22 protein-coding genes are annotated in these 21,151 nt (G+C 72.1%); 12 read left to right on the top strand and 10 right to left on the bottom strand.

Features of this window, described 5'->3' with window-relative positions; genetic code table 11:
- Nucleotides 1-31: 31 nt before the first annotated feature.
- Nucleotides 32-880: an MHYT domain-containing protein gene (locus ACWEF2_RS12685; RefSeq protein ID WP_453814652.1), complete on the bottom strand. Its 849-nt coding sequence runs from the start codon at nucleotides 878-880 to the stop codon at nucleotides 32-34.
- A gap of 78 nt (nucleotides 881-958) precedes the next feature.
- Between ACWEF2_RS12685 and macS the strand changes: the two genes are divergently transcribed.
- From macS to thiI, 3 genes are all read left to right on the top strand, one after another.
- The gene (macS, locus tag ACWEF2_RS12680) at nucleotides 959-2,080 is read left to right on the top strand and encodes a MacS family sensor histidine kinase (RefSeq protein ID WP_453814650.1); all 1,122 of its coding nucleotides are present in this window, start codon (nucleotides 959-961) and stop codon (nucleotides 2,078-2,080) included.
- An 18-nt stretch (nucleotides 2,081-2,098) separates the two neighbouring features.
- A complete protein-coding gene (locus ACWEF2_RS12675; protein ID WP_453814955.1) occupies nucleotides 2,099-2,728 on the top strand; it encodes a response regulator in 630 nt (209 codons plus the stop codon).
- Between the two features lie 102 nt (nucleotides 2,729-2,830).
- Nucleotides 2,831-4,033, top strand: coding sequence for a tRNA uracil 4-sulfurtransferase ThiI (thiI, locus tag ACWEF2_RS12670; RefSeq protein WP_355589799.1), 1,203 nt, complete (start codon nucleotides 2,831-2,833; stop codon nucleotides 4,031-4,033).
- Nucleotides 4,034-4,054: 21 nt separating this feature from the next.
- Here thiI and ACWEF2_RS12665 read toward each other — a convergent pair whose 3' ends face one another.
- Both ACWEF2_RS12665 and aroF read right to left on the bottom strand, forming a co-directional pair.
- A complete protein-coding gene (locus ACWEF2_RS12665) occupies nucleotides 4,055-4,339 on the bottom strand; it encodes a YiaA/YiaB family inner membrane protein (RefSeq protein ID WP_453814648.1) in 285 nt (94 codons plus the stop codon).
- Between the two features lie 183 nt (nucleotides 4,340-4,522).
- A complete protein-coding gene (gene aroF / locus ACWEF2_RS12660; protein ID WP_453814646.1) occupies nucleotides 4,523-5,560 on the bottom strand; it encodes a 3-deoxy-7-phosphoheptulonate synthase in 1,038 nt (345 codons plus the stop codon).
- Nucleotides 5,561-5,864: 304 nt separating this feature from the next.
- Between aroF and ACWEF2_RS12655 the strand changes: the two genes are divergently transcribed.
- From ACWEF2_RS12655 to ACWEF2_RS12645, 3 genes are all read left to right on the top strand, one after another.
- Nucleotides 5,865-6,485 carry a molybdopterin-dependent oxidoreductase gene (locus tag ACWEF2_RS12655; RefSeq protein WP_453814953.1) on the top strand — a complete coding sequence of 207 codons (621 nt, stop codon included), beginning with the start codon at nucleotides 5,865-5,867 and terminating at the stop codon, nucleotides 6,483-6,485.
- Between the two features lie 48 nt (nucleotides 6,486-6,533).
- Nucleotides 6,534-7,721 (top strand): histidine kinase, encoded by a 1,188-nt coding sequence (locus ACWEF2_RS12650; protein WP_453814644.1) that lies wholly within the window; start codon nucleotides 6,534-6,536, stop codon nucleotides 7,719-7,721.
- 75 nt (nucleotides 7,722-7,796) lie between these two features.
- Complete coding sequence (locus ACWEF2_RS12645; protein ID WP_453814642.1) at nucleotides 7,797-8,555, top strand: LytR/AlgR family response regulator transcription factor; 759 nt, start codon at nucleotides 7,797-7,799, stop codon at nucleotides 8,553-8,555.
- 431 nt (nucleotides 8,556-8,986) lie between these two features.
- Here the strand turns inward: ACWEF2_RS12645 and ACWEF2_RS12640 are convergent, their stop codons facing one another.
- A complete protein-coding gene (locus ACWEF2_RS12640; RefSeq protein ID WP_453814640.1) occupies nucleotides 8,987-9,844 on the bottom strand; it encodes a deoxyribonuclease IV in 858 nt (285 codons plus the stop codon).
- Between the two features lie 246 nt (nucleotides 9,845-10,090).
- On the opposite strand from ACWEF2_RS12640, the gene ACWEF2_RS12635 reads away from it, so the two are divergent.
- The 3 genes from ACWEF2_RS12635 (at nucleotide 10,091) to ACWEF2_RS12625 (ending at nucleotide 12,828) form a co-directional block, all read left to right on the top strand.
- Nucleotides 10,091-10,966, top strand: a complete 876-nt coding sequence (locus ACWEF2_RS12635; protein WP_453814951.1) for an FAD binding domain-containing protein — start codon at nucleotides 10,091-10,093, stop codon at nucleotides 10,964-10,966.
- The gene (locus tag ACWEF2_RS12630) at nucleotides 10,966-11,439 is read left to right on the top strand and encodes a (2Fe-2S)-binding protein (RefSeq protein ID WP_453814638.1); all 474 of its coding nucleotides are present in this window, start codon (nucleotides 10,966-10,968) and stop codon (nucleotides 11,437-11,439) included. The genes ACWEF2_RS12635 and ACWEF2_RS12630 overlap by 1 nt, the downstream gene beginning before the upstream one ends.
- Nucleotides 11,440-11,574: 135 nt before the next feature.
- On the top strand, nucleotides 11,575-12,828 hold the full coding sequence (locus tag ACWEF2_RS12625) for a glycerate kinase (RefSeq protein ID WP_453814636.1): 1,254 nt from the start codon (nucleotides 11,575-11,577) through the stop codon (nucleotides 12,826-12,828).
- 138 nt (nucleotides 12,829-12,966) lie between these two features.
- Here the strand turns inward: ACWEF2_RS12625 and pknB are convergent, their stop codons facing one another.
- From pknB to thiO, 4 genes are all read right to left on the bottom strand, one after another.
- Nucleotides 12,967-14,892: a Stk1 family PASTA domain-containing Ser/Thr kinase gene (gene pknB / locus ACWEF2_RS12620; protein ID WP_453814634.1), complete on the bottom strand. Its 1,926-nt coding sequence runs from the start codon at nucleotides 14,890-14,892 to the stop codon at nucleotides 12,967-12,969.
- A 76-nt stretch (nucleotides 14,893-14,968) separates the two neighbouring features.
- On the bottom strand, nucleotides 14,969-15,727 hold the full coding sequence (locus tag ACWEF2_RS12615; protein ID WP_355589835.1) for a thiazole synthase: 759 nt from the start codon (nucleotides 15,725-15,727) through the stop codon (nucleotides 14,969-14,971).
- Nucleotides 15,728-15,742: 15 nt separating this feature from the next.
- Complete coding sequence (gene thiS / locus ACWEF2_RS12610; protein ID WP_453814949.1) at nucleotides 15,743-15,937, bottom strand: sulfur carrier protein ThiS; 195 nt, start codon at nucleotides 15,935-15,937, stop codon at nucleotides 15,743-15,745.
- A 37-nt stretch (nucleotides 15,938-15,974) separates the two neighbouring features.
- On the bottom strand, nucleotides 15,975-17,189 hold the full coding sequence (thiO, locus tag ACWEF2_RS12605) for a glycine oxidase ThiO (protein WP_453814632.1): 1,215 nt from the start codon (nucleotides 17,187-17,189) through the stop codon (nucleotides 15,975-15,977).
- Between the two features lie 346 nt (nucleotides 17,190-17,535).
- Here thiO and ACWEF2_RS12600 point away from each other — a divergent pair, with 346 nt between their 5' ends.
- The 3 genes from ACWEF2_RS12600 to thiE are packed head-to-tail and all read left to right on the top strand — an operon-like array spanning nucleotide 17,536 to nucleotide 19,737.
- Nucleotides 17,536-18,696, top strand: coding sequence for an NAD(P)/FAD-dependent oxidoreductase (locus tag ACWEF2_RS12600; RefSeq protein ID WP_453814630.1), 1,161 nt, complete (start codon nucleotides 17,536-17,538; stop codon nucleotides 18,694-18,696).
- Between the two features lie 50 nt (nucleotides 18,697-18,746).
- The gene (locus ACWEF2_RS12595) at nucleotides 18,747-19,121 is read left to right on the top strand and encodes an Rv2175c family DNA-binding protein (protein ID WP_453814628.1); all 375 of its coding nucleotides are present in this window, start codon (nucleotides 18,747-18,749) and stop codon (nucleotides 19,119-19,121) included.
- Nucleotides 19,099-19,737 carry a thiamine phosphate synthase gene (gene thiE, locus ACWEF2_RS12590; RefSeq protein ID WP_355589850.1) on the top strand — a complete coding sequence of 213 codons (639 nt, stop codon included), beginning with the start codon at nucleotides 19,099-19,101 and terminating at the stop codon, nucleotides 19,735-19,737. The genes ACWEF2_RS12595 and thiE overlap by 23 nt, the downstream gene beginning before the upstream one ends.
- A 44-nt stretch (nucleotides 19,738-19,781) precedes the next feature.
- Here thiE and ACWEF2_RS12585 read toward each other — a convergent pair whose 3' ends face one another.
- Nucleotides 19,782-20,849, bottom strand: a complete 1,068-nt coding sequence (locus tag ACWEF2_RS12585; RefSeq protein ID WP_453814626.1) for a polyprenyl synthetase family protein — start codon at nucleotides 20,847-20,849, stop codon at nucleotides 19,782-19,784.
- Nucleotides 20,850-21,041: 192 nt separating this feature from the next.
- A partial coding sequence (locus tag ACWEF2_RS12580; RefSeq protein WP_453814947.1) for a zinc ribbon domain-containing protein occupies nucleotides 21,042-21,151 on the bottom strand: 110 nt, incomplete at its 5' end.

Genomic DNA, 21,151 nt, shown 5'->3' with positions numbered 1-21,151 from the left:
GCAAGCCGTACATCAACCCCTCGTCCTCCCGTCAATCGCCGGTGGAGTCGAACAGCGAGGGGCGCCTCGGCGTCTCGGCGGGGGCCGCCGGTGCGCCCGGCCGCCCGTCGCGCAGGTGCTCCAGCTGGGCGATCAGCTCGGCGTCGTCGCGCATCTCCTGCTCCGAGGGCGACAGGATGACGGCCAGCAGCAGGCCGAGCGTGAGCAGGCTCACCACGGACAGCACGGGCAGCAGGAAGTCGACGCCGCGCGCGCCGGTGACCGGCACGGTGGAGACGCGGGGCTGCACCTCCAGCGCGAACATGCCGACGTAGTGCATACCGGAGATCGCGACCGCCATGATCAGTGCCGCGCCGCCGGTGGCGGGCGCGCCGTTGACCCGCAGGGTGAACCAGAGCGCCACGGTGGAGGCGACGATCGCGATCACCACCGAGAGCGCGACCAGCGCCGGGTCGTAGGAGACGTGTGCCGACATGTTCATCGCGAACATGCCGAGGTAGTGCATCCCGGCCACACCGAGACCGGCGAGCACCCCGCCGAGCAGGAGCGCGCCGAACCCCGCGTTTCCCCGGGAGACCAGGAACAGGCCGGCGCCGACGACGATCATCGCCAGGACCGCCGAGCCGATCGTCAGGGGCACGTCGTAGCGGATCCGGCCGCCGCCCACGGCGAAGCCCATCATGGCGATGAAGTGCATGACCCAGACGCCGGTGCCTCCGATGGACAGGGCTCCGCCGATCAGCCAGCGCGCCCGGGCCGACCCCGTGGCCGTCCTGGCCTTGGCGGTGAGCAAAAGGCCGAGCATGCACCCGACGGCCGACATGAGATATGCCAGTACGGGGGTGAGCAGGCCGTATGAGAAGTGGTCTACATGGGACATGTTCTAGTTCTCCATCAGCGGGAAATCGGTGCATTATTACAGGTAGGCACCGTCCAGCACGACGGTAGGGTCGGGGCCGTGACGGGAATAGAGGGTCCGTTCTGGCGGACCGTCGCGGTCTTCCGTGTCGCCTCTCTCGGATACGCGGCGGTTCTGCTCATCCGCGCCGGGGGGTACGCCCACCCGGCGACCGGCTGGCTGGTCATCGCTTTCATGGCCCTCTGGACCGTGGCGACGGTCTTCGCCTACTCGGTCGAGGAGCTCCGCGGCCGGCCGCTGCTCGTCGCCGACATGCTCGTCACGCTGGGCTGTCTGCTCGCCACCCCGCTGGTGCAGGGCGTCTACCGGGCGGGCAGCCTGCCGATCACCGGTACCTGGATGGGTGGCGCCGTGCTGGCCTGGGGCGTGTACGGCGGGCGGCGGGCGGGAGCCGTGGCCGCCCTGATCGTCTCACTGGCCGACCTCTGGCTCCGCGGCGTGCGCGGGCCGGACTTCGAGACCCTGCCGATCAACGGGACCGTGCTGCTCTTCCTCGCGGGAGTGCTGGTGGGGCACGTCGCCCGGCTGGCGAGGCGGGCGGAGGAGCGCCTTCAGCGGGCGATCGAGATCGAGGTCGCCGGGCGGGAGCGTGAGCGGATCGCCCGGGGCATCCACGACTCGGTGCTCCAGGTGCTCGCCCTGGTCCAGCGCCGGGGGCAGGAGATCGGCGGAGAGGCGGCCGAGCTGGGCAGGCTCGCCGGGGAGCAGGAGACGGCGCTGCGCGAGCTGGTCAGGCTCCGCCCGGAGCCGTCCGCCGCCGGAACCGCCGACCTGCGCGCCCTGCTCCAGGTGTACGGCTCCGCCTCGGTCACCGTCTCGGCCCCGGCGACGCCGCTGACCCTGCCCGCGGCCGCGGCCGGGGAGCTGGCCGCGGCCGTCGGCGCCGCCCTGGACAACGTCACCAGGCACTGTGGCCCGCAGGCCCCCGCCTGGGTCTTCGCCGAGGGCGAGGGGAGCGTGGTCACCGTGACCGTCAGGGACGAGGGGCCGGGCATTCCCCCGGGGCGCCTGGAGGAGGCCGCCGCCGGTGGGCGGCTCGGCGTCGCCCAGTCCATCAGGGGCCGGATCGCCGATCTGGGCGGCACGGTCACCGTGTTCTCCGTCCCCGGCGAGGGAACCGAGGTCGAGATGTCCGTTCCGGTGGCCGGGCGGCCTCAATAGGCTTGTCGGATGCGTGTGATGGTGGTGGACGACCACCCGATGTGGCGGGACGGCGTGGCCAGGGATCTGACCGAGGCCGGATACGAGGTCGTGGCGGCCGTCGGCGAGGGCCGCCAGGCGCTCCGCGTGCTCGCCGCGGCCCGGCCCGAACTGGTCGTCCTGGACCTGCGGCTGCCCGATCTGCCCGGGGTGGAGGTGGCCAGGCGGCTGGCCGCCGCCGAGCCGCAGCCCCGGGTGCTGGTGCTGTCGGCCAGTGGCGAGCAGGAGGACGTGCTGGAGGCCGTCAAGGCAGGCGCATCCGGATATTTGCTGAAATCGGCGAGCAAGGAGGAGTTCCTCGACGCGGTCCGGCGCACCGCCGAGGGCGATGTGGTGTTCACCCCGGGGCTCGCCGGGCTCGTGCTGGGGGAGTACCGCAGGCTGGCCGCCCAGCCCGTCCCCGCCGCCGGGCCGCGCCTGACCGAGCGGGAGACCGAGGTGCTCCGCCTGGTCGCCAAGGGCCTGTCGTACAGACGGATCGCCGAGCGTCTCGTGCTCTCCCATCGGACCGTGCAGAACCACGTCCAGAACACGCTGAACAAGCTGCAGCTCCACAACCGCGTCGAGCTGGTCCGCTACGCCATAGAGCAAGGACTTGACGAGTCGTAGGGCCGACTAAAGTTACAGGCGCGGGCATTGCCTTTACCCGATCGCGCGCGACACTTGGCGATAGCCCCACATTCCCCTCAGAGCTCCACCGGAGGTTGCACCATGACCATGTCCGCCTTGGGCGAGCCCTGCGTTCTGCTCAAACTGGGCGAGGTCGTCCTCAAGGGAAACAACCGCGAGATCTTCGAGCGCACCCTGCAGGCCAACATCAAGGCGGCCCTCAAGGACCTCGACTTCAAGGTGGACGTACGGCAGCGGCACGGTGTCATCGCCCTCTTCCTCCCCGAGGGCTCCGGCGTCGAGCGTGCCGACGCGGTCGCCGAGCGCGTCGGCTACGTTCCCGGTCTGGTCTGGATCCACCGGGCCTGGCGGGTCGCCAAGGACCCCTCGGCGGTCACCAAGGCCGCGATCGAGCTGCTGGCCGACCGGGAGGACGTCAGACGCGGTGTCTCCTTCGCGGTCCGCTCCCGCCGCCGCGACAAGCGTTTCCCGCTCACCTCGATGGAGCTCGACCGCTCGGTCGGCGGGGAGCTCAACGACATCTACGGTCTGCCGGTCGACCTGAAGAACCCCGGCCTGGTGGTCTCCGTCGAGGTGGACCGCGACGAGGTGTTCGTCTTCACCGGCGGGCAGCCCGGTCAGGGCGGCCTTCCGGTCGGCACCAGCGGCCGCGGCCTGGTGCTGATGTCCGGCGGCATCGACTCCCCGGTGGCGGCCTACCGGATGATGCGCCGCGGCCTGCGGGTCGACTTCCTGCACTTCTCCGGCATCCCGTTCACCACGTCGGAGTCCATCTACAAGGCGTACGCGCTGGTCCGGGCGCTGGACAGGTTCCAGGGCAGGTCCCGCCTGTGGGTCGTCCCCTTCGGTAAGGCCCAGCAGTCCATCAAGGCCTCCGGTCAGGAGCGGCTCGCCGTCATCTCCCAGCGCCGTCTGATGCTCAAGACCGCCGAGGAGGTCGCCCGCCGGCTCAGGGCCAGAGCGCTGATCACCGGTGACTCCCTGGGCCAGGTCTCCTCCCAGACCCTGCAGAACATCACCGCCCAGGACGACGCGGTCGACCTGCCGATCCTGCGCCCGCTCATCGGCCTCGACAAGACCGAGATCATGGCCGAGGCCCGCCGCATCGGGACCCTGGAGATCTCCGAGCTCCCCGACGAGGACTGCTGCACCCTCCTGGCCCCCCGCCGGGCCGAGACCGCCGCGAAGATCGCCGATCTGAAGCAGATCGAGCGCCGCCTCGACGCCGAGGAGCTCGCCGTCCAGCTGGCCGGTTCCCTCCAGGAATACAAACTCGACCGTTGACCCGCCCCGGGCCGAGAGAGATCAGTCGACTTTGAAGGGGTCGTGCTCGGTGAGGAGTTTCTCCAGGCGGGCCTGGTCGACGCGGGTGGTGACGTCGGTGAGCTCCTGGCGGTCGCGGACGCACTTGGCCAGGGTGAAGGTCGAGGTGACGACGTACAGCACGCCGATGGCCAGGAAGGCCCGGACCCAGGTCTCGACCGGGAGGTAGACGAGCCCGACGGCGACCGCCGAGACGGAGACGCCGAAGGACAGGACCGACTGGAGGTAGAAGGCGTTGGTGTGCCTCACCTGAATCGCTTTGGTCATGGAATCAAGGGTTCACGCCGGGCCCGGTGTCGCGCGTGGGGGGAAATACTTAGTTACCCATGAGTATGGTTACTGGTGAGTACGGCCGGCGGCCTGTGGCGCCGGCCGTACCCGCGAACACGGACGCCCGTGACGGGGGCGTGGACGGAGGTCGGGCGGAGGGGCGGATGAGGCGGAGGGGGATCAGGCGGAGGTGAGGGCGTCGCCGGTCGCGGTCTTGCCGAGCAGCGGCGGGAAGTCGCGCATCACCTCGGCGAGCTCGGCCAGGTCGCCGTCGACCAGGGCCTGGGGGCCGTCGCAGAGAGCCTGCTCGGGGTGGGGGTGGACGTCGATGATCACACCGTCGGCGCCGACCGCGATGGCGGCGCGGGTGAGCGGGAGGACCAGGGTCCGGTGGCCGCCGGAGTGGGACGGGTCGACGATGACCGGCAGGTGGGACAGGCGCTGGGCGAGCGGGACCGCGGAGATGTCGAGGGTGTTGCGGGTCGCGGTCTCGAAGGTGCGGATGCCGCGTTCGCACAGCACGATGTCGAGGTTGCCGCGCTGGGCGATGTACTCGGCGGCCATCAGCCACTCCTCGATGGTGGCGTTCATACCGCGCTTGAGCATGACCGGCTTGCCGATCCCGCCGACCGCCTGCAGCAGCGCGAAGTTCTGCGCGTTGCGGGTGCCGATCTGCAGCATGTCCGCGTAGGAGGCGACCAGTTCGACGTCGTGGGCGTCCACGACCTCGGTCACCACGGGCAGCCCGGTCTGCTCGCGCACGTCGGCGAGGATGCGCAGCCCCGCCTCGCCCAGCCCCTGGAAGGCGTAGGGAGAGGTGCGCGGCTTGTAGGCGCCGCCACGGAGCAGGGTGGCCCCGGCGGCCTTTGCCATCTCGGCGGCCTGCAGGGTCTGCTGCGGAGTCTCCACCGCGCACGGGCCGGCGATCAGGGTGACCGTGCCGGGGCCGATCGGCACGCCGCCGACCCGGACCGTGGACCGCTCGGGATGGTTGTCCCGGCTCACCAGCTTGTACGGGGTCGTCACCCGCATCACGTCGGCCACCCCGCGCATCCCGCCCAGGTCGAGCGCGCTGAACTGGTCGACGTCGCCCACCAGGCCGATGATCGTACGGCTCACCCCCCGGCTGACGAACGCGTCGCCGCCCGCCGTGCCGATGACCTCGACGATCGCCTCGACGTCATTCTGCGTGGCGTCGGGGCCCATGACGATGACCATGTCTCTCCTCCGATTGTTCGACCAAGGGGTCCGTGAAAGCAGAAGGCCCCGGGTCCGTAATCCGGACCCGGGGCCTTCCGTTCGCCTGGCTGTCAGCGCAGCATCTGGCGGCGAACGGTCCGACCCACGGGTCCGTCGCCATACCAAAACCAGAACGCAGTACGCATCGCGGGCAATAGTAGCGCACGGCCGGGACCGCCTCGGCGGTCCGGGGCCGCTACCAGGTGGCCGCCGCCGACGAGCTGGAGGCGCGATGGCAGGATTGCCCCCTGTAGTCGGAACCGGTGAACCGGCGAGGGGAGTGGTGGTGGAGCAGTCCGAACCTTCAGGGGAGGAGACCCGCCTGCCTCCCGGTCAGTACGTCCCCCGGGGACACCCGGTGATCCACTACGGGCGGGTGCCCACCTTCCGGCCGGCGACGTGGGAGTTCCAGGTCATGGGGGCGACCGCCTCGGGCGGGGCGCACCGGTTCGACTGGCAGCGGTTCTCCGAACTGCCGCGCACCACGGTCATCGCGGACTTCCACTGCGTCACGAAGTTCTCGATCATGGGAAACGAGTGGCGGGGGGTGTCCGCGGAGACCCTGATGAAGCTGGCTCCGCCCGCCCCGGAGGTGAGGCACGTGATGATCTGGGCCGAGTACGGCTACAGCGCCAACGTGCGGATGAGCGACTTCGCCGGCCCCCACACGCTGTTCGCCCTGGAGCTGGACGGCAGGCCCATCTCCCCGGAGCGCGGTTTCCCCGTCCGGGTGGTCGTCCCGCACCTGTACGCCTGGAAGAGCGTCAAGTGGGTGCGCGCCGTGGAGTATCTCCTGGAGGACAGGCGCGGCTTCTGGGAGGAGCGCGGCTATCACAACGTCGCCGACCCCTGGCGGGAGCAGCGTTACTCCTATCAGGAGGAACCGGGTGAAGGGCCACCGTGATCGGTATTCTCCCCTGATTGACAGCCGGGGTTGACTACGGTTTTCCGCATGTCGACCAGTGTCTGGGCGCTGCTCTGCGCCGTCAGCACTCTCCTGGGATTCATCCTGCCCCGCCGGCGACAGGCCTCTCCACGCCATTCGGGGGGAGGCGGCCTGCCGGACGAGACCACCTTCGCCACCCTCCACGTCGCCGCGCTGGCGGCTCCGTCACTGCGCGCCGGCCTGACGCGCGACTCCGCCCGCAAGGCGATCCGCCACCTGCGCACGCTCCTGGGCACCAGCGCGATCGCTGTCACGGACGCCGACGGAGTGCTCGCCTGGGACGGCGAGGCGGACTGCCACCGCGATCACGCGCCGGAGCACGCCCGCACCGTGCTCTCCTCGGGCCGCTCGCGGGTGGTGACCGGGGGCGCGCTCACCTGCGGCACGCCGGGGTGCGCGATCCGGGCCGCGGCCATCGTGCCGCTCACCGTGGACGGCCGGGTGGTCGGCGCGCTGGCCGCCTACGACGCCGAGGTGGGCCCCGCGCTGGTCCGCACCGTCACCGAGGTGGCCCGCTGGGTCTCCTGCCAGCTGGAACTGGCCGAACTCGACTCCTCGCGGCAGCGGGCGATGGAGGCCGAGACGCGGGCGCTGCGCGCGCAGATCTCCCCGCACTTCATCTACAACTCGCTGACCACCATCGCCTCGTTCGTCCGCACCGATCCCGAACGGGCCCGCGAGCTGCTGATGGACTTCGCCGACTTCACCCGGTACGCGTTCCGCCGCGAGCGGGACTTCACCACCCTGGCCGACGAGTTGCACTGCGTCGACCGCTACCTGCTGCTGGAACGGGCCAGGTTCGGTGAGCGGCTCCGCTTCACCGTCCGGGTGGCGCCCGAGGTGCTGTCGGTGCCGGTCCCGTTCCTCTGCCTGCAGCCGCTCGTGGAGAACGCCATCAAACACGGCATGGCCGCCACCGGTGGTTCCGGCGAGGTGCGGGTGCTGGCCTGGGACGCCGGTCGCGAGGCCCACGTCACCGTCGAGGACGACGGGCTGGGCATGGACCCCGAACGGGCCAGGCTGTTGCTCGACGGCGCGCGCCAGGAGCGTGGCGAGGGCGGCATCGGCCTGGCCAACGTGGACGTGCGGCTCCGGCACATCTACGGCAAGGACTACGGCCTGGTGGTGGAGACCGCGCTCGGCGCGGGCACCACGGTCCGACTGCGCTTACCCAAGTCTCCCCGCCGGAAATAGCTATTTGTAGTCAAAATATTACCTAAAGTTAGCGCGTCCCTTGCGGCGGGCGTGGTTTGCGGGCAGCGTGGGGCCATGTTGCGAGTCCTGACCGTTGACGACGAAGTCCCCGCGCTGGAGGAGCTGGCCTACCTCCTCCGCCGGGACTCCCGCATCGAGCACGTCTCGACCGCCTCCGGCGGCGTGGCCGCGCTCCAGGTCATGGTCCAGATGATCGGCGCGGGCGAGCGGCTCGACGGGGTCTTCCTCGACATCCGGATGCCCGGCCTGGACGGCCTCGACCTGGCCCGGCTCATCGCCGGCTTCCCCAACCCTCCCCGGCTGGTGTTCGTCACCGCCCACGAGGACTGCGCGGTCCGGGCCTTCGAGCTGGAGGCGGTCGACTACCTCCTCAAGCCCGTCCGGCCCGACCGGCTGGCGGAGGCCGTACGGCGTCTGGAGTGCGCGGCGGCGACGACCGGCGAGCCGGACCCCGACGACGTCATCCCGGTCGAGCTGGGCGGCCGTACCCGGTTCGTGGCCCAGCAGGCGGTCCGATTCGCCAAGGCCAAGGGCGACTACGTACGGCTGCACACCGTGGACGGCAACTACCTGGTGCGCATGTCCCTGGCCGCGCTGGAGCGCCGCTGGGCCGGGGCGGGCTTCATCCGCGTGCACCGCAGCACGCTGGTCTCGACCCGGCACGTGAGCGAGATGAACTTCGACGGCGGCCGGGTGACGCTGCGGGTGGGCACGGAGACGCTCCCGGTCAGCCGCCGCCACACCCGGCGGGTGCGCGAGCAACTCGTCCGCCAGATCCAGGACCGCCACCCACCCCCCGGCTCGCCCCGGTAGCCGCCGGTCCGCCGGTCCGGGGTGGTGGAGGCCCGCCGGTCCGGAAGCCGACCGCTCGTCGTCCGGTCCGGGCCGCTCATCGCGCCGTCGCCCCCCGTACGTCGATGACTACTGACCGTTAATCGCGCCGGTGGTGAAGGAGGGGTCGCCCCCCCGGGCGTCCCTCTAGTGTTCCCTTCATCGGAGAGCCAAACCCGCCGCATCGGGGAGTCGGAGCCGCGAGGCTCGGACAGGACCTGGAGCGCGGAACCCTCCGGGTGGCAGTGGACACGGTCACCCGCTGCCGGGCCCTGAACCGGGGGAGGGGCCCGGCGACCTCCGGTGGGACGGACCGCCCGCGTTAGCCCGCGGGCCGGACCGTGATCCGGCCACACGGGGGCGGCCGGATCGCGAACGGCGGGCGGTCCGTCCCACCTTCGAGGCCGCCGACCTCAGCCGGTCGGCGGCCGGACGCCGTCGCGGAGCTTCTTCAGCGTCTCGATGTCCTCGCGGTGCTTCTCGGCGCCGCCCGGAGTCTCGATGCAGAGCGGCACCCCGGCGGCCACCGGGTGGCTCATCAGGAGGGCGAAGGGCAGGGCTCCGATGTGGCCCGCGCCGATGTTCTCGTGCCGGTCCCTCCTGGAGCCGCACGCGTCCTTGGAGTCGTTGGCGTGGATCAGCCTGAGCCGCCCGGGGGCGAGCGCGTGCAGGGCGTCGAGGGTCTCGCGGACCCCCTCGGGGGTCGACAGGTCGTGACCGGCGGCGAAGGCGTGACAGGTGTCCAGGCAGACGCCCGCCTTCGGGTGCCACTCAAGGGCCGCCAGATAGGGTTCGAGGTCCTGGACGGTCGCGCAGAGCATCGCGCCCTGGCCGGCCATCGGCTCCAGCAGCAGATCCGGGCCATCCTCGGGGATCTCCTCCAGCAGGGGCAGCAGGTGCTCGCGCAGTTGGCGCATCGCGGCGTCGCGGGACTGGCTCACCGCCGACCCGGTGTGGACCACCACGCCCCTGGCCCCGATCGCGTGGGCGCGCAACAGGCTGTGCCGTACGGTGACCACCGACCTCTCCAGCGTCTCCGGAGAGGGGGAACCCATGTTGACGAGGTACGGCGCGTGTGTGAAGGACAGCATGCCCGAGTCGCGCAGCGCGGCGTCCTGGACGGGATCGCCCGCGGCGAGCGCCCAGCCCCGGGGGTTGGTGACGAACACCTGGATCATCTCGGCGCCGATGTCCGAGGCGCACCGCAGGCCGCCTCTGGCAAGTCCACCGGTCACGGAGACGTGTCCGCCGATGAGAGAAAGAGAAGTCATGGTGGTGCCAGTTTAGGTGTCGCCATCAGCGTTCCCCCGGCCGCCGTCACCGCCGCCGTCAGCGGCCAGGGCTCCGCCGCCAAGTCCGGGAGACTGTCCGGATCGTCCTGCTTTGTGGCTGGATACGGAAACCTGGGAGAGGCCTCTGCCGCACTTGGGGGTTCTCGGTGCTGGACCCGGCGTGGCAGCGGTGTGTGTACTGCTCACATGTCCCAGACGAATTCCACCCCGGGGGGCCCGGCGACCATGGAGTTCCTGCAGCCCGCCACGTGGGCGGAGGCCCTGGCGGCCAAGGCCGGACTGCCCGAGGCGGTTCCCATCCAGGGCGGCACCGACGTCATGGTCGAGCTCAACTTCGACGTCCGCCGCCCGCCCGCGCTGCTTGACCTGAACCGGGTCGCCGAGCTCGCCCGGTGGACCCGTGAGGCGGACGGACGGCTGCGGGTCGGAGCGGGCGTGCCGTACGCGCGGCTGATCACCGAGCTCGGGGACCTGCTCCCCGGCCTGGCGCAGGCCGCGCGGACGGTCGGTTCACCGCAGATCCGCAACCGGGGCACCGTGGGAGGCAACCTCGGCGCCGCCTCGCCCGCGGGGGACGCTCACCCGCCGCTGCTCGCCGGGGACGCCGTCGTCGAGGTCGAGTCCGCGGCCCGGGGCGTGCGGATGATCCCCGCGGCCGGGTTCTACCTCGGTGTCAAGCACAGCGCCCTGGAGGCCGACGAGCTGATCCGGGCGTTCTGGATGAGCCCGGCGAGCGGCCCCCAGTACTTCTCCAAGGTCGGCGCCCGCAACGCCATGGTGATCGCCGTCTGCTCCTTCGCGCTCGCGCTCCACCCCGGTGAGCGGCGGGTCGGCACCGGCGTCGGCTCGGCCGCCCCGACCCCCCGCCGGGCCGTCGCGGCCGAGGAGTTCCTCGCCGCGGAGCTCGACTGGGACGCCGGGCTCACCCCCGCGCTGCTCACCCGCTTCGGTGAGCTGGCCGCGCGGGCCACCTCGCCGATCGACGACGTCCGAGGCACCGCCGCCTACCGCAGGCACGCCGTCGCCGTGATGGCACGGCGTACCCTGACCTGGGCCTGGCACGACCTGCGATCGGGGAGCTTCGACAGGAGGGCCGGCTGATGCGAGTCGGTTTCACCGTCAACGGCCGTGAGGAGACGGCCGACGACGTCTGGGAGGGCGAGAGCCTGCTGTACGTCCTGCGCGAGCGGATGGGCCTGCCCGGCTCCAAGAACGCCTGCGAGCAGGGCGAGTGCGGCTCCTGCACGGTCTACCTCGACGGTCTCCCCGTCTGCGCCTGCCTGGTCGCGGCCGGTCAGGCGCGGGGACGTGAGATCCGCACGGTCGAGGGGCTGGCCGAGGGGGGCCGGCTCGACCCGGTCCAGGAGGCCTTCATCGAGTGCGGGGCCGTGCAGTGCGGCTTCTGCACCCCAGGCCTCGTCGTACAGGCCCACGATCTCATCGCCCGGATCGCGCGGCCCTCCGACGCCGAGATCCGCGAGGCACTGGCGGGCAACCTGTGCCGGTGCACCGGCTACGAGAAGATCCTCGACGCCGTACGGCTCGCCGCGGCACGGAAGGCGGCGTCCCCGTGACCACCGCCGCCCGCCGCGCCCGACCGTGGCGTGAGTCCCGGCCGTCCGGGTGTGATGATGGTCGTTCGGTGTGCCGGGCTCCCCCCCGCGTCGGCGGGGTCGCCTGCCCGGCCTTTTCCTATCAAGGGAGCAGGGTTGTCTCACTCGTCGGGACACGTCGTCATCGCCCCGGACAAGTTCAGGGGGTCACTGACCGCGGTCGAGGTCGCGGCCCATGTGGCCGCGGGCCTCGGCCCGGACGTCGCCACGGTCACGCTGCCGGTGGCCGACGGCGGTGACGGCACCGTGGACGCGGTCGTGGCCTGCGGGTTCACCCGCGTCGAGGTCGAGGTCACCGGTCCCGTCGGCAACCCGGTCCGCGCCGCCTACGCCTGGCGCGACAGCGGAGCCTCCGGCCTCCCCGGGGACACCGGGGCTCCCGGAACCGCCCCCGTCGGCGGAGATGTGCCGACGGCGGTCGTGGAACTGGCCGAGGCGTCCGGCCTGCGGCGGTTGCCGACCGTCCGGGAGGGGCTTTCCGGGGCCGGTGAGGTCGAGCGGGCGCCGCTGACCGCGACGAGTCACGGCACCGGTGAGCTGATCGCCCATGCCGTACGGCGGGGCGCGCGGCGGATCGTGCTCGGGCTCGGCGGCAGCGCCTCCACCGACGGCGGCGCGGGCATGATGCGGGCGCTGGGCGTCCGTTTCCTGGACGCCGCCGGGCGGGAGCTGCCACCCGGCGGTGCCGCCCTGCTCAACCTGGAAAAAATTGATAAATCAGGACTTGTCGCTATGGACGGTGTCGAGTTCGTCGTCGCCGCCGACGTGGACAACCCCCTCCTGGGCCCGTACGGCGCCGCCGCCGTCTACGGGCCGCAGAAGGGGGCAGGCCCCGGGGACGTGGAACTGCTGGAGCGGGCCCTCGCCAGGCTCGCCGCCGTCGCCGCGCACACCCACGGGCTGGTGGGCGCCATCGAGCACGACGGTGTGGTCCGCCCCATGGGCGTGGCCGCCCAGCCGGGCGCGGGTGCCGCCGGAGGGACGGGCTTCGCCGCCCTGGCCTTCCTGGGGGCCGAGTTCCGGCCCGGGATCGACCACCTGCTCGACCTGCTCGGTTTCCACGACCGGCTCAGGGGCGCCCGCCTGGTCGTCACCGGTGAGGGCTCGCTGGACGAGCAGACGCTGCGGGGCAAGGCCCCCGCGGGGGTCGCGGCCGCGGCCGCCAAGGCGGGCGTCCCCGTCGTCGCGGTCTGCGGCCGCCGCGCCCTCGGCGACGAGGAGCTGAACGCGGCGGGCATAACCGCCGCCTACGCGCTCACCGACATCGAACCCGACCCGGCCCGATGCGTCTCCGACGCGGGCCCGCTGCTCGAACGGCTCGCCCGCAGGGTCGCGGAGAGGCATCTCTGACGCGAGTCCGGACGCCCGCCGCGGCCGGGAGGCCGCCCTTCCGGCGGCCGGCCGTGCCGGGCGGACCGGGAGACGCCGCCGTCGCGGGTCTCGGCCGCGGGGGGACACGGTGGGCGGAGCACGGGCGGCTCGGTGCCATCAGTGCCAGAGGGTCACCTCGGTCCCCGGTGGGACCTGCTGACCGCCCGGCGGGCGCTGGGCCAGGACCCGGCCCCTGCCCAGCCCCTTGCGCACCCGCACCTTCACCCCCGAGGCGCGCAACTCGTCGCGGGCCGCCTTGACGTCCTTGAACATCACGTTCGGGACGACGATGAGGCTGCCGTCGGTGACGTTCTCACCGTTGTTCTCCCACGGCCAGTGCCACTCGCCGTTGTCGCACTGGGACAGGGTGAGCCGGATGACGGCGCCCTTGTCGATCTCCGCGTTGGGCTGCGGATCCTGGGCGATGACCGTGCAGGGCTGGGCGGAGTCGGTCTGCTCCACGAACTCGGGCACGAAGCCGGCGCCGCGCAGGAAGGAGTCGGCCTGGTCGCGGAGCATGCCCTGGAGGTCGGGGGCGACCAGACCGGCGCTCATCGCCAGATCGATCTTGCTGCCCTCCCTGACCTGGTTTCCCACGGCGGGACTGGTCCGCATCACCTGGCCACGCGGTACGGTCTCGCTGGGCAGCTTCCTGACCTTGTCGACGACCAGCCCGGCCTCGGCCAGCTTCGACCTGGCCTCGGCCTCGCTGATGCCCACGACGTTGGGCACGGCGATCCGCTTGGGGCCCGCCGAGGTGATGAGGAGGAGTCTGGACTTCTCGTCCGTCTCGGTGCCCGCCACCGGGTCGGTCCGTATCACGTTGCCCTTGGGCACCTTCTCGTCGTACTCCGGCTTGCCAACCTCGACGACGAAGCCGAGCCGCCGGGCCTCGCCCTCGGCGAGCGTGACGTTCTTGCCGATGAGGAGGGGCACCGTGATGAAGGTGTTCTGGGAGAACAGCCAGCCGGTCACCCCGACCGCGATCACCATCACCACGGCCAGCGCGATCACGAACCGGTTCGGGGTGAACCTCTCGGTCCGCGCCGGGGGAAGGGGCGGGGACGCCAGGTCGGAGGCGGGGCCGGTGGGCATCTCGCCGCGCGGCTGAATCAGGGTGTGGTTGGCCTGCGGCGGTGCCGCGGCCGGGCTCCGCGCGGGACCGCCGGGGACGGACGGCACGGGGCCGCTCTCCCTGGGCAGCATCCGGTGCGCCTCCACCGCGGCGACCAGTAGCGCGGTGGCGTCCACCGGGCGGTTCGCGGGGTCGCGGGCCGTCGCCTGGGCCACCAGCGTGTCCAGCAGCGGAGAGGTGCCCGGCAGCAGCGCCGAGGGCACGGGCACGGTGTCGTGCACGTGCCGGTAGGCCACCGACATCGGCGTGTCGCCCTCGTACGGCTGGCGGCCCGTGAGGAGCTCGAACAGCATGATCCCGGCCGCGTAGACGTCGCTGCGGGCGTCCGCGGACCCGGCGGTCACCTGCTCGGGTGACATGTAGCCGATGGTGCCGATCATGACGCCGGTCCGCGTCTGGTTCGTCGCCTCGATCGCACGGGCCAGGCCGAAGTCCACGACCTTGATCCGCCCGTCGTCGGCGAGCAGTACGTTCTCCGGTTTGACGTCCCGGTGGATCAGCCCCGCCTGGTGCGCGGCGCCCAGCGCGGCGAGCACCGGGATCATGACCTCAAGGGCCTCGCGGGCGGGCAGCCTGCCCCGGGTGCGGAGCACGTCGCGCAGGGTGCGCCCGGGGACGTACTCCATCGACAGGTAGACGTTGTCCCCGTCGGTCCCCTGATCGAAGACGTGCACCACGTTGGGGTGCGACAGGCTTGCCACCGACTTGGCCTCGCCGATGAACCGCCGCACGAACGAGGGGTCCTCGGCGAGGGAGCGGTGCATCACCTTCACGGCGACCGTACGGTCGAGCCGGACGTCCAGAGCCAGGTAGACGGTTGCCATACCGCCCCGGGCGATCCGGGACTCAACGCGGTAACGCCCGTCCAGGAGTTTCCCGACCAGGGGGTCCGTAAGCGTCGTGTCCACCCGGCAGAGTTTACGGGCGATTTGGCGCTCGCAGGGTCCAGCTGTTCCAAACCGATGCGGAGAAGTTGACTGTTTCCTACGGAACCATGGGGGAGGACGCCTCCGCGTAGCGGCGGCGCGGGATCCGCCCCGCCAGCCGGGCCAGCCGGCCCGCGACGACCGCCGAGCGCATGGCCTGGGCCATCAGGTCCGGCCGCTGTGCCCTGGTCACCGCGGTGGCCAGCAGGACCGCGTCGCAGCCCAGCTCCATCGCCAGGGCCGCGTCGCTCGCCGTGCCGATCCCGGCGTCGAGGATCACCGGCACCTTCGCGGACTCCACGATGAGCTCGATGTTATGCGGGTTGCGGATGCCCAATCCCGAGCCGATCGGCGCGCCCAGCGGCATCACCGCCGCGCAGCCCGCCTGCTCCAGACGGCGGGCCAGGGCGGGATCGTCGCCGATGTAGGGCAGCACGACGAACCCGTCGGCGACCAGCCGCTCGGCGGCGTCGAAGGTCTCGATGGGATCCGGCAGCAGGGTGCGCTCGTCGGAGATGACCTCCAGCTTGACCCAGTCGGTCTCCAGCGCCTCCCTGGCCAGCCTCGCGGTCAGCACCGCCTCCCCGGCGGTGAAGCATCCGGCGGTGTTCGGCAGGACCTTGATGCCGCGCCCGCGCAGCACGTCGAGCACGGACCCCCGCGCGGTGGGGTCCAGCCGCCGCATGGCGACCGTGGTCAGCTCGGTGCCCGAGGCGGCGAGCGCCTGGTCCAGCACCTCAAGTGAGGGGGTGCCGCCGGTGCCCATGATGAGCCGGGAGGAGAACTTCTCCCCGCCGATGGTCAGATCGTCACCCATGTCGTTCAACGTCCCTCAACCTCCCTGTACCGCGGTGAGCACCTCGACCCGGTCCGCCTCCGCGAGCGGGGTGAAGTCCCACGCGCCGCGCGAGACCACCTCGCCGTTCACGGCCACGGCCACGCCGCTCCTGACCCCGGTCAGCCTCTGTACGGCCTGCGTCACGGTGGCCCCGGAGGGCAGTTCGTGGATCGCGCCGTTGATCGTCACGTTCAATGGTGCTCCTGGAGTGTGGAGAGCCCGGGCTTCAGCCCCGGAGAGCCTGGAGAGGAGGTCGGCGGTGCTCCTGGAAACGGAGGGGAGAGCAGATCGCCGACAGTTCGCCGTCCGTCTCGCCGGAGCCGGAGCCGGAGCCGGAGCCGGGACCGGCGGGGCCGACGGGGCGGAGATCGGCCAGGCAGAGATCGGCGGTGAGCGGGGCGAGCAGCACCCCGCCCCGATGGTGCCCCGTGGCCAGTGAGAGCCCGGGCAGCAGGGTGGGGCCGACCAGCGGCAGGTTGTCCGGGGTGCCGGGGCGCAGCCCGGCGACCACGTCGGAGAGTTCCAGCTCGGTGACGCCGGGGACGAGCTCCCTCGCGTCGCGCAGCAGCTCCCAGAGCCCTCCGGCCGTCACCCGGGTGTCGAAGCCCATCTCCTCCTGGGTGGCCCCGACCACGAGCTCCCCGTCGCCGCGCGGCACCAGGTAGACGTGCGAGCCGTGCACGACGCCGCGCACGCACCGCCCCAGGAGGGGCGCCGGGGAGCGCAGCCGTACGATCTGGCCCTTGATCGGCCGCACCGGCGGCACCACCTCGGGCGGCAGCCCCTCCAGCGTCGGGGACCAGGCCCCGGCCGCCAGGATCACCCGGTCGGCGCCGACGGTCTCGCCGGTCGCCAGCCGTACCCCGGAGACCGCCCCGGAGGCCGTCTCCAGTCCGGTCACCCGGGAACGCATCAGCACGCCCCCCAGCCGCTCCCAGGCGGCCAGGAGCGCCCTGGTGACCCTTCTGGGATCCACCCAGGCGTCGCCGCCCGCCAGCAGGCCGCCGCGGACGGACGGCGCGAGCATCGGCTCCAGGCGGCGGCACTCGCGGCCGGTAAGGCGCTCGGCGGGCAGCCCGAGTTTGTCGATGAACGCGGCGAGGTCGTCCAGCGCGGCCAGGTCGTCGGCGCCGAAGGCGACGTCCAGGGTTCCGTCGGCGCGGTAGTCGAGGTCGAGGCCCCCCTCGGCGGCCAGCTCGGCGGCGAAGGACGGCCATCTGGCCAGGGAGGCCAGGCCCAGCCGCAGGAGGGGCTCCTCGGTGTAGGTGACCTCGCTGACCGGCGCCAGCATGCCCGCCGCCGCGTGCGAGGCCCCCGAGGCGGGGGCGGGGTCGGCCACCGCGGTCCTCAGGCCTCTTCCGGCCGCGCGCCACGCCACCGACAGCCCGATCACGCCCCCGCCGACGATGAGCAGGTCGAATGTGTCGCGGTGATGTGCCATGCGTGCTCCGCTCCCTTCGCCGGCATGACCCGGATCAGGTTCGTGGCGGTCGAGGGCCCGCTTACGGTCGCGCCCGGACCGTCGCTCGCCGGTTCCGTGCCGATCCGCGCCTGCCCGGCGCGGTCTTCTCCGCACGTCATCGGCTCGCGGCGCTCTCCGCCGCTCCGTAGCCCTCCTCTCAGCCCGGTGCGTTCCGGACTCCCGCGCGTCTTGTTCGCTTCCACCCTAAGGGTTGGTACAACACACTCACTGCGGCGGATGCGAGCTAAATACCGTTTTCGTTATCAAACAGCCAATGGCAGAGGGTCGGCCTGGGCGTTTAGGCTCGTGAGTTGTGAATCATGTCGTGGTGGTTGGCGCCGGCCTGGCCGGCGTGCGCAGTGTCGAGGCGTTACGGGCCCGAGGGTTCGCCGGCACGATCACGTTGATTGGCGAGGAGGCACACCGTCCCTACGACCGCCCGCCGCTGTCGAAGTCCGTCCTGCTGGGCGGGACCGACTCCACGATCGTGGACTCGGACCTGGACGCCCTGGAGGTCGACTTCCGCCCCCGGGTGGCGGCCAAGGGACTGCGCCCCGGCGTGGTGGAGACCACCGAGGGAGAGCTGTCCTACCAGGGGCTGGTCATCGCCACGGGGGCGCGCCCGATCCGGCTGCGCGGCGAGGGGCCGCAGCACGTGCTGCGCACCATCGACGACGCGCTCGCGCTGCGCGCCCTGCTCACCGCGGGCAGGCGGGTCGTCGTCATCGGCGCCGGCTGGATCGGCGCCGAGGTGGCCACCGCGGCCCGCCGGGCCGGCTGCGAGGTGACCGTCGTCGAGGCCGGAGCCGGCCCGCTGGCCGCGGCCCTCGGTCCCGTCGGCGCGCACACCGCCTCCTGGTACGCCCAGGCGGGCATGGACCTGCGCCTGGGAACCGCGGTCGCCTCCGTCGACCTCGGCGGGCCGACCCTGGCCGACGGTTCCAGGATCGAGGCCGACGTGGTCGTCACCGGCGTGGGCGTGCGGCCCTCGGTCGAGTGGCTGGCCGGCTCCGGCATCGAGCTCGACGACGGGGTCGTCACCGACGAGCACCTGCGCACCTCGCTGCCGGGGGTGGTCGCGGTGGGCGACTGCGCGGCCTGGTGGTCGCGCCGCTACGGCCGCCGCCTCCGGGTCGAGCACTGGGACACCGCGCTGAGCGCCCCCGAGGTGGCCGCGGCCGCGCTGCTCGGCGGCGACGCGGTCTACGACCCGGTGCCCTACTTCTGGTCCGAGCAGTTCGGCCACATGGTGCAGTACGCCGGTCACCACGGCGGCGGCCGTCCGGTGCTGCGCGGCGACCCGGCCGCCGACGTCAGGTGGGGGGTCTGCTGGATGGCCGAGGACGACAGGCTCGCCGCGGTGCTCGCGGTGAACCGCCCCCGCGACCTGCTCCAGGGACGCCGTCTCATCGAGGGCGGGCAGCGGCTCGACGTCGATCGCCTGGCCGACCCTGCGGTAGCGTTGCGCGACTGCACGGTGGCGTAACCTCGCCGCCCGGGGTTTGGCGAAGGGCTCGATGTGGTAGTGGTGGATTCGTGACGCTTTCTGTTGCGCAGATCGACCGGGAGACCGACCAGCTGGTGGGCGAGTGGCTCACCTTGACCGAGGTGGCCAGAAGGCTCAACCTCAGCGCCGGTCGCGCGAAGCAACTTCTCAAGGACCGCAAGCTCATCGGAGTGCGAAGGGGCGGTGGCGAACCACAGGTTCCGGCCGTGTTCCTCGCCGACGACGACGTCGTGAAGGGGCTGCCGGGCACGCTCACCGTGCTGCTGGACGCCGGATACGACGACGTCGAGTCGCTCCGCTGGCTCTTCACCCCCGACGAGACCCTTCCGGGGTCCCCGGTGGACGCGATCGTCGCGGGCCGCCATACCGAGGTCAAGAGACGTGCCCAGGCCCTCGGTTTCTGACGCCCGCCTCTACCTCTGCACGGACGGGCGCCGCGACCGGGGGGACCTGGCCGACTTCCTCGACGCCGCCCTGGCGGGCGGCGTCGACATCGTTCAGCTGCGCGAGAAGGGCCTTGAGGCGCGCGAGGAGCTCGCGCTCCTTGAGGTCTTCCGCGAGGCGTGCGACCGGCACGGCCGGCTGCTGGCGGTCAACGACCGGGCGGACATCGCCTACGCGGCCCGGCCCGACGTGCTCCACCTCGGCCAGGGCGACCTGCCGGTGCCGGTGGCGCGCGACCTGCTCGGCGACGACATCCTCATCGGGCGTTCCACTCACGCCCCCGAGGAGGTGTCGGCGGCGGCCGTCGAGCCCGGGGTCGACTACTTCTGCTGCGGCCCGATCTGGCCGACGCCCACCAAACCGGGCCGGTCCGCACCCGGCCCCGGCCTGCTGCGGCACGCCGCGGCCCTGGGCACGGAGCGGCCCTGGTTCGGCATCGGCGGCATCGACCTCGGCAACCTGGACGAGGTCATGTCGTACGGCGTGCGCCGGGTCGTGGTCGTGCGGGCCATCACCGAGGCCGACGACCCGAAGGCGGTCGCGGGGGAGTTCCGCCGGCGGCTGACCGGCGGCTGACCACCCCCGCCCCCCGTCTCCGGTGTCCCCGGCCGGGACGTCCCTCAGGTGCGCCGGGATGTCGCGGCCACCGCCAGAGCGGTCAGGGCCGTACGGGCCTCCGCGGTGATCGGGGCGTCCTCCAGCGAGACCAGGGCGTTCTCCAGATAGCTTTTGATCATGTCTTCGCAGGCGGCGAGCGCGCCGGTCTCCTCGATGATCCGGCGCAGACGGCCGACCCCGGCCCCGTCCAGCTCCGGGTCGCCGAGCGTGGTCCGCACCGTCTCCGCCTGGGCCGGGGAGGCGGTGGCGAGCGCGCGGGCGATGAGCATCGTCCGCTTGCCCTCCCGCAGGTCGTCCCCGGCGGGCTTGCCGGTCTCCGCCGGGTCGCCGAACACCCCCAGGATGTCGTCGCGGAGCTGGAAGGCGATGCCGACGCGCTGGCCGTACCCCTCGCAGAGCCGGTCGATCCACGGCTCACGCCCCTCGGCGGCCAGCACCAGGCCGAGCCGGAGCGGTTGCTCCACCGAGTACTTGCCGCTCTTGAAGAGGGCGACCCGGAGCGCGCTGTCGAAGGTGTTCTCGCAGTGGGCCTGCTCCAGCAGGTCCAGGTACTGGCCGCACATGATCTCGGTGCGCATGTGGTCGTGGACCTTCTGGGCCGCGGCCAGGGAGTCCGGCGGCAGGCCGCTGCCGCGCCACATCTCGCCGGACCAGACGAGCATCAGGTTGCCCAGCAGGATCGCCGCGCCCTCCCCGAACTGCTCGGCCGAGCCGCGCCAGCGCTCCTTCTCGTGCAGCGCCTGGAACCTGCGGTGCGCCGACGGCATGCCCCGGCGCAGGTCGCTGGCGTCCATCACGTCGTCGTGCACCAGGGCGCTGGCCTGGAGCAGTTCGAGTGACGCGGCGGCGGTGAAGAGGGCGGGGTCGTCGCCGCCGCCCGCGGCGCGCCAGCCCCAGTAGCAGAACGCGGGCCGCAGCCGTTTGCCGCCGGACACGAACTCCTCGACGGCGGTGATCAACGGAGCCAGCTCCGGGGCGCTGACCTGAGGCCGCTGCCGGTCGACGAATTCCTTGAGGGACCGGTCCACTTCGTAACGGATGGTGTCGAGCGCGGCTGCGGAAGTGGTCATGCGTCGAGATTATCGGCCTGGTGCGAAACCTCCTATATGTGGAGCCGTGTGAAGACATATACGACATTGCGGTATACGTGAGGTTTAAGGGGGTGGGCGGGGTGCCGGTGCGATCACGATTGTGGCGGGCGGTATGCGGGCCAGTACTCTAGGCGTGTGACTCCTCCGCTCCCTGAAGGGGGCGGCTTCTCGCTAAGCCGCTTCCGTAGCCCGGCGAAGGGCAAGCCCTGCCCTGAGGATGTTGATCGCCGCGTTCACGTCGGCGTGCGCGGTGTGCCCGCACGCCGTGCAGGCGAACCCGG

The organism is Streptosporangium sp. NPDC004631, from assembly GCF_053601935.1.
This window is presented reverse-complemented; position numbering and strand designations above follow the sequence as displayed.

Coding starts and splice junctions, on each gene's coding strand:
- ACWEF2_RS12640 (WP_453814640.1), bottom strand. CDS start 9,844: ATGACTTCTCTTTCTCTCATCGGCGGACACGTCTCCGTGACCGGTGGA.
- ACWEF2_RS12685 (WP_453814652.1), bottom strand. CDS start 880: ATGTCCCATGTAGACCACTTCTCATACGGCCTGCTCACCCCCGTACTG.
- ACWEF2_RS12635 (WP_453814951.1), top strand. CDS start 10,091: ATGGAGTTCCTGCAGCCCGCCACGTGGGCGGAGGCCCTGGCGGCCAAG.
- ACWEF2_RS12585 (WP_453814626.1), bottom strand. CDS start 20,849: ATGACCACTTCCGCAGCCGCGCTCGACACCATCCGTTACGAAGTGGAC.
- thiO (WP_453814632.1), bottom strand. CDS start 17,189: ATGGCACATCACCGCGACACATTCGACCTGCTCATCGTCGGCGGGGGC.
- ACWEF2_RS12650 (WP_453814644.1), top strand. CDS start 6,534: ATGTCGACCAGTGTCTGGGCGCTGCTCTGCGCCGTCAGCACTCTCCTG.
- ACWEF2_RS12630 (WP_453814638.1), top strand. CDS start 10,966: ATGCGAGTCGGTTTCACCGTCAACGGCCGTGAGGAGACGGCCGACGAC.
- ACWEF2_RS12675 (WP_453814955.1), top strand. CDS start 2,099: ATGGTGGTGGACGACCACCCGATGTGGCGGGACGGCGTGGCCAGGGAT.
- aroF (WP_453814646.1), bottom strand. CDS start 5,560: ATGGTCATCGTCATGGGCCCCGACGCCACGCAGAATGACGTCGAGGCG.
- ACWEF2_RS12615 (WP_355589835.1), bottom strand. CDS start 15,727: ATGGGTGACGATCTGACCATCGGCGGGGAGAAGTTCTCCTCCCGGCTC.
- ACWEF2_RS12665 (WP_453814648.1), bottom strand. CDS start 4,339: ATGACCAAAGCGATTCAGGTGAGGCACACCAACGCCTTCTACCTCCAG.
- ACWEF2_RS12645 (WP_453814642.1), top strand. CDS start 7,797: ATGTTGCGAGTCCTGACCGTTGACGACGAAGTCCCCGCGCTGGAGGAG.
- thiI (WP_355589799.1), top strand. CDS start 2,831: ATGACCATGTCCGCCTTGGGCGAGCCCTGCGTTCTGCTCAAACTGGGC.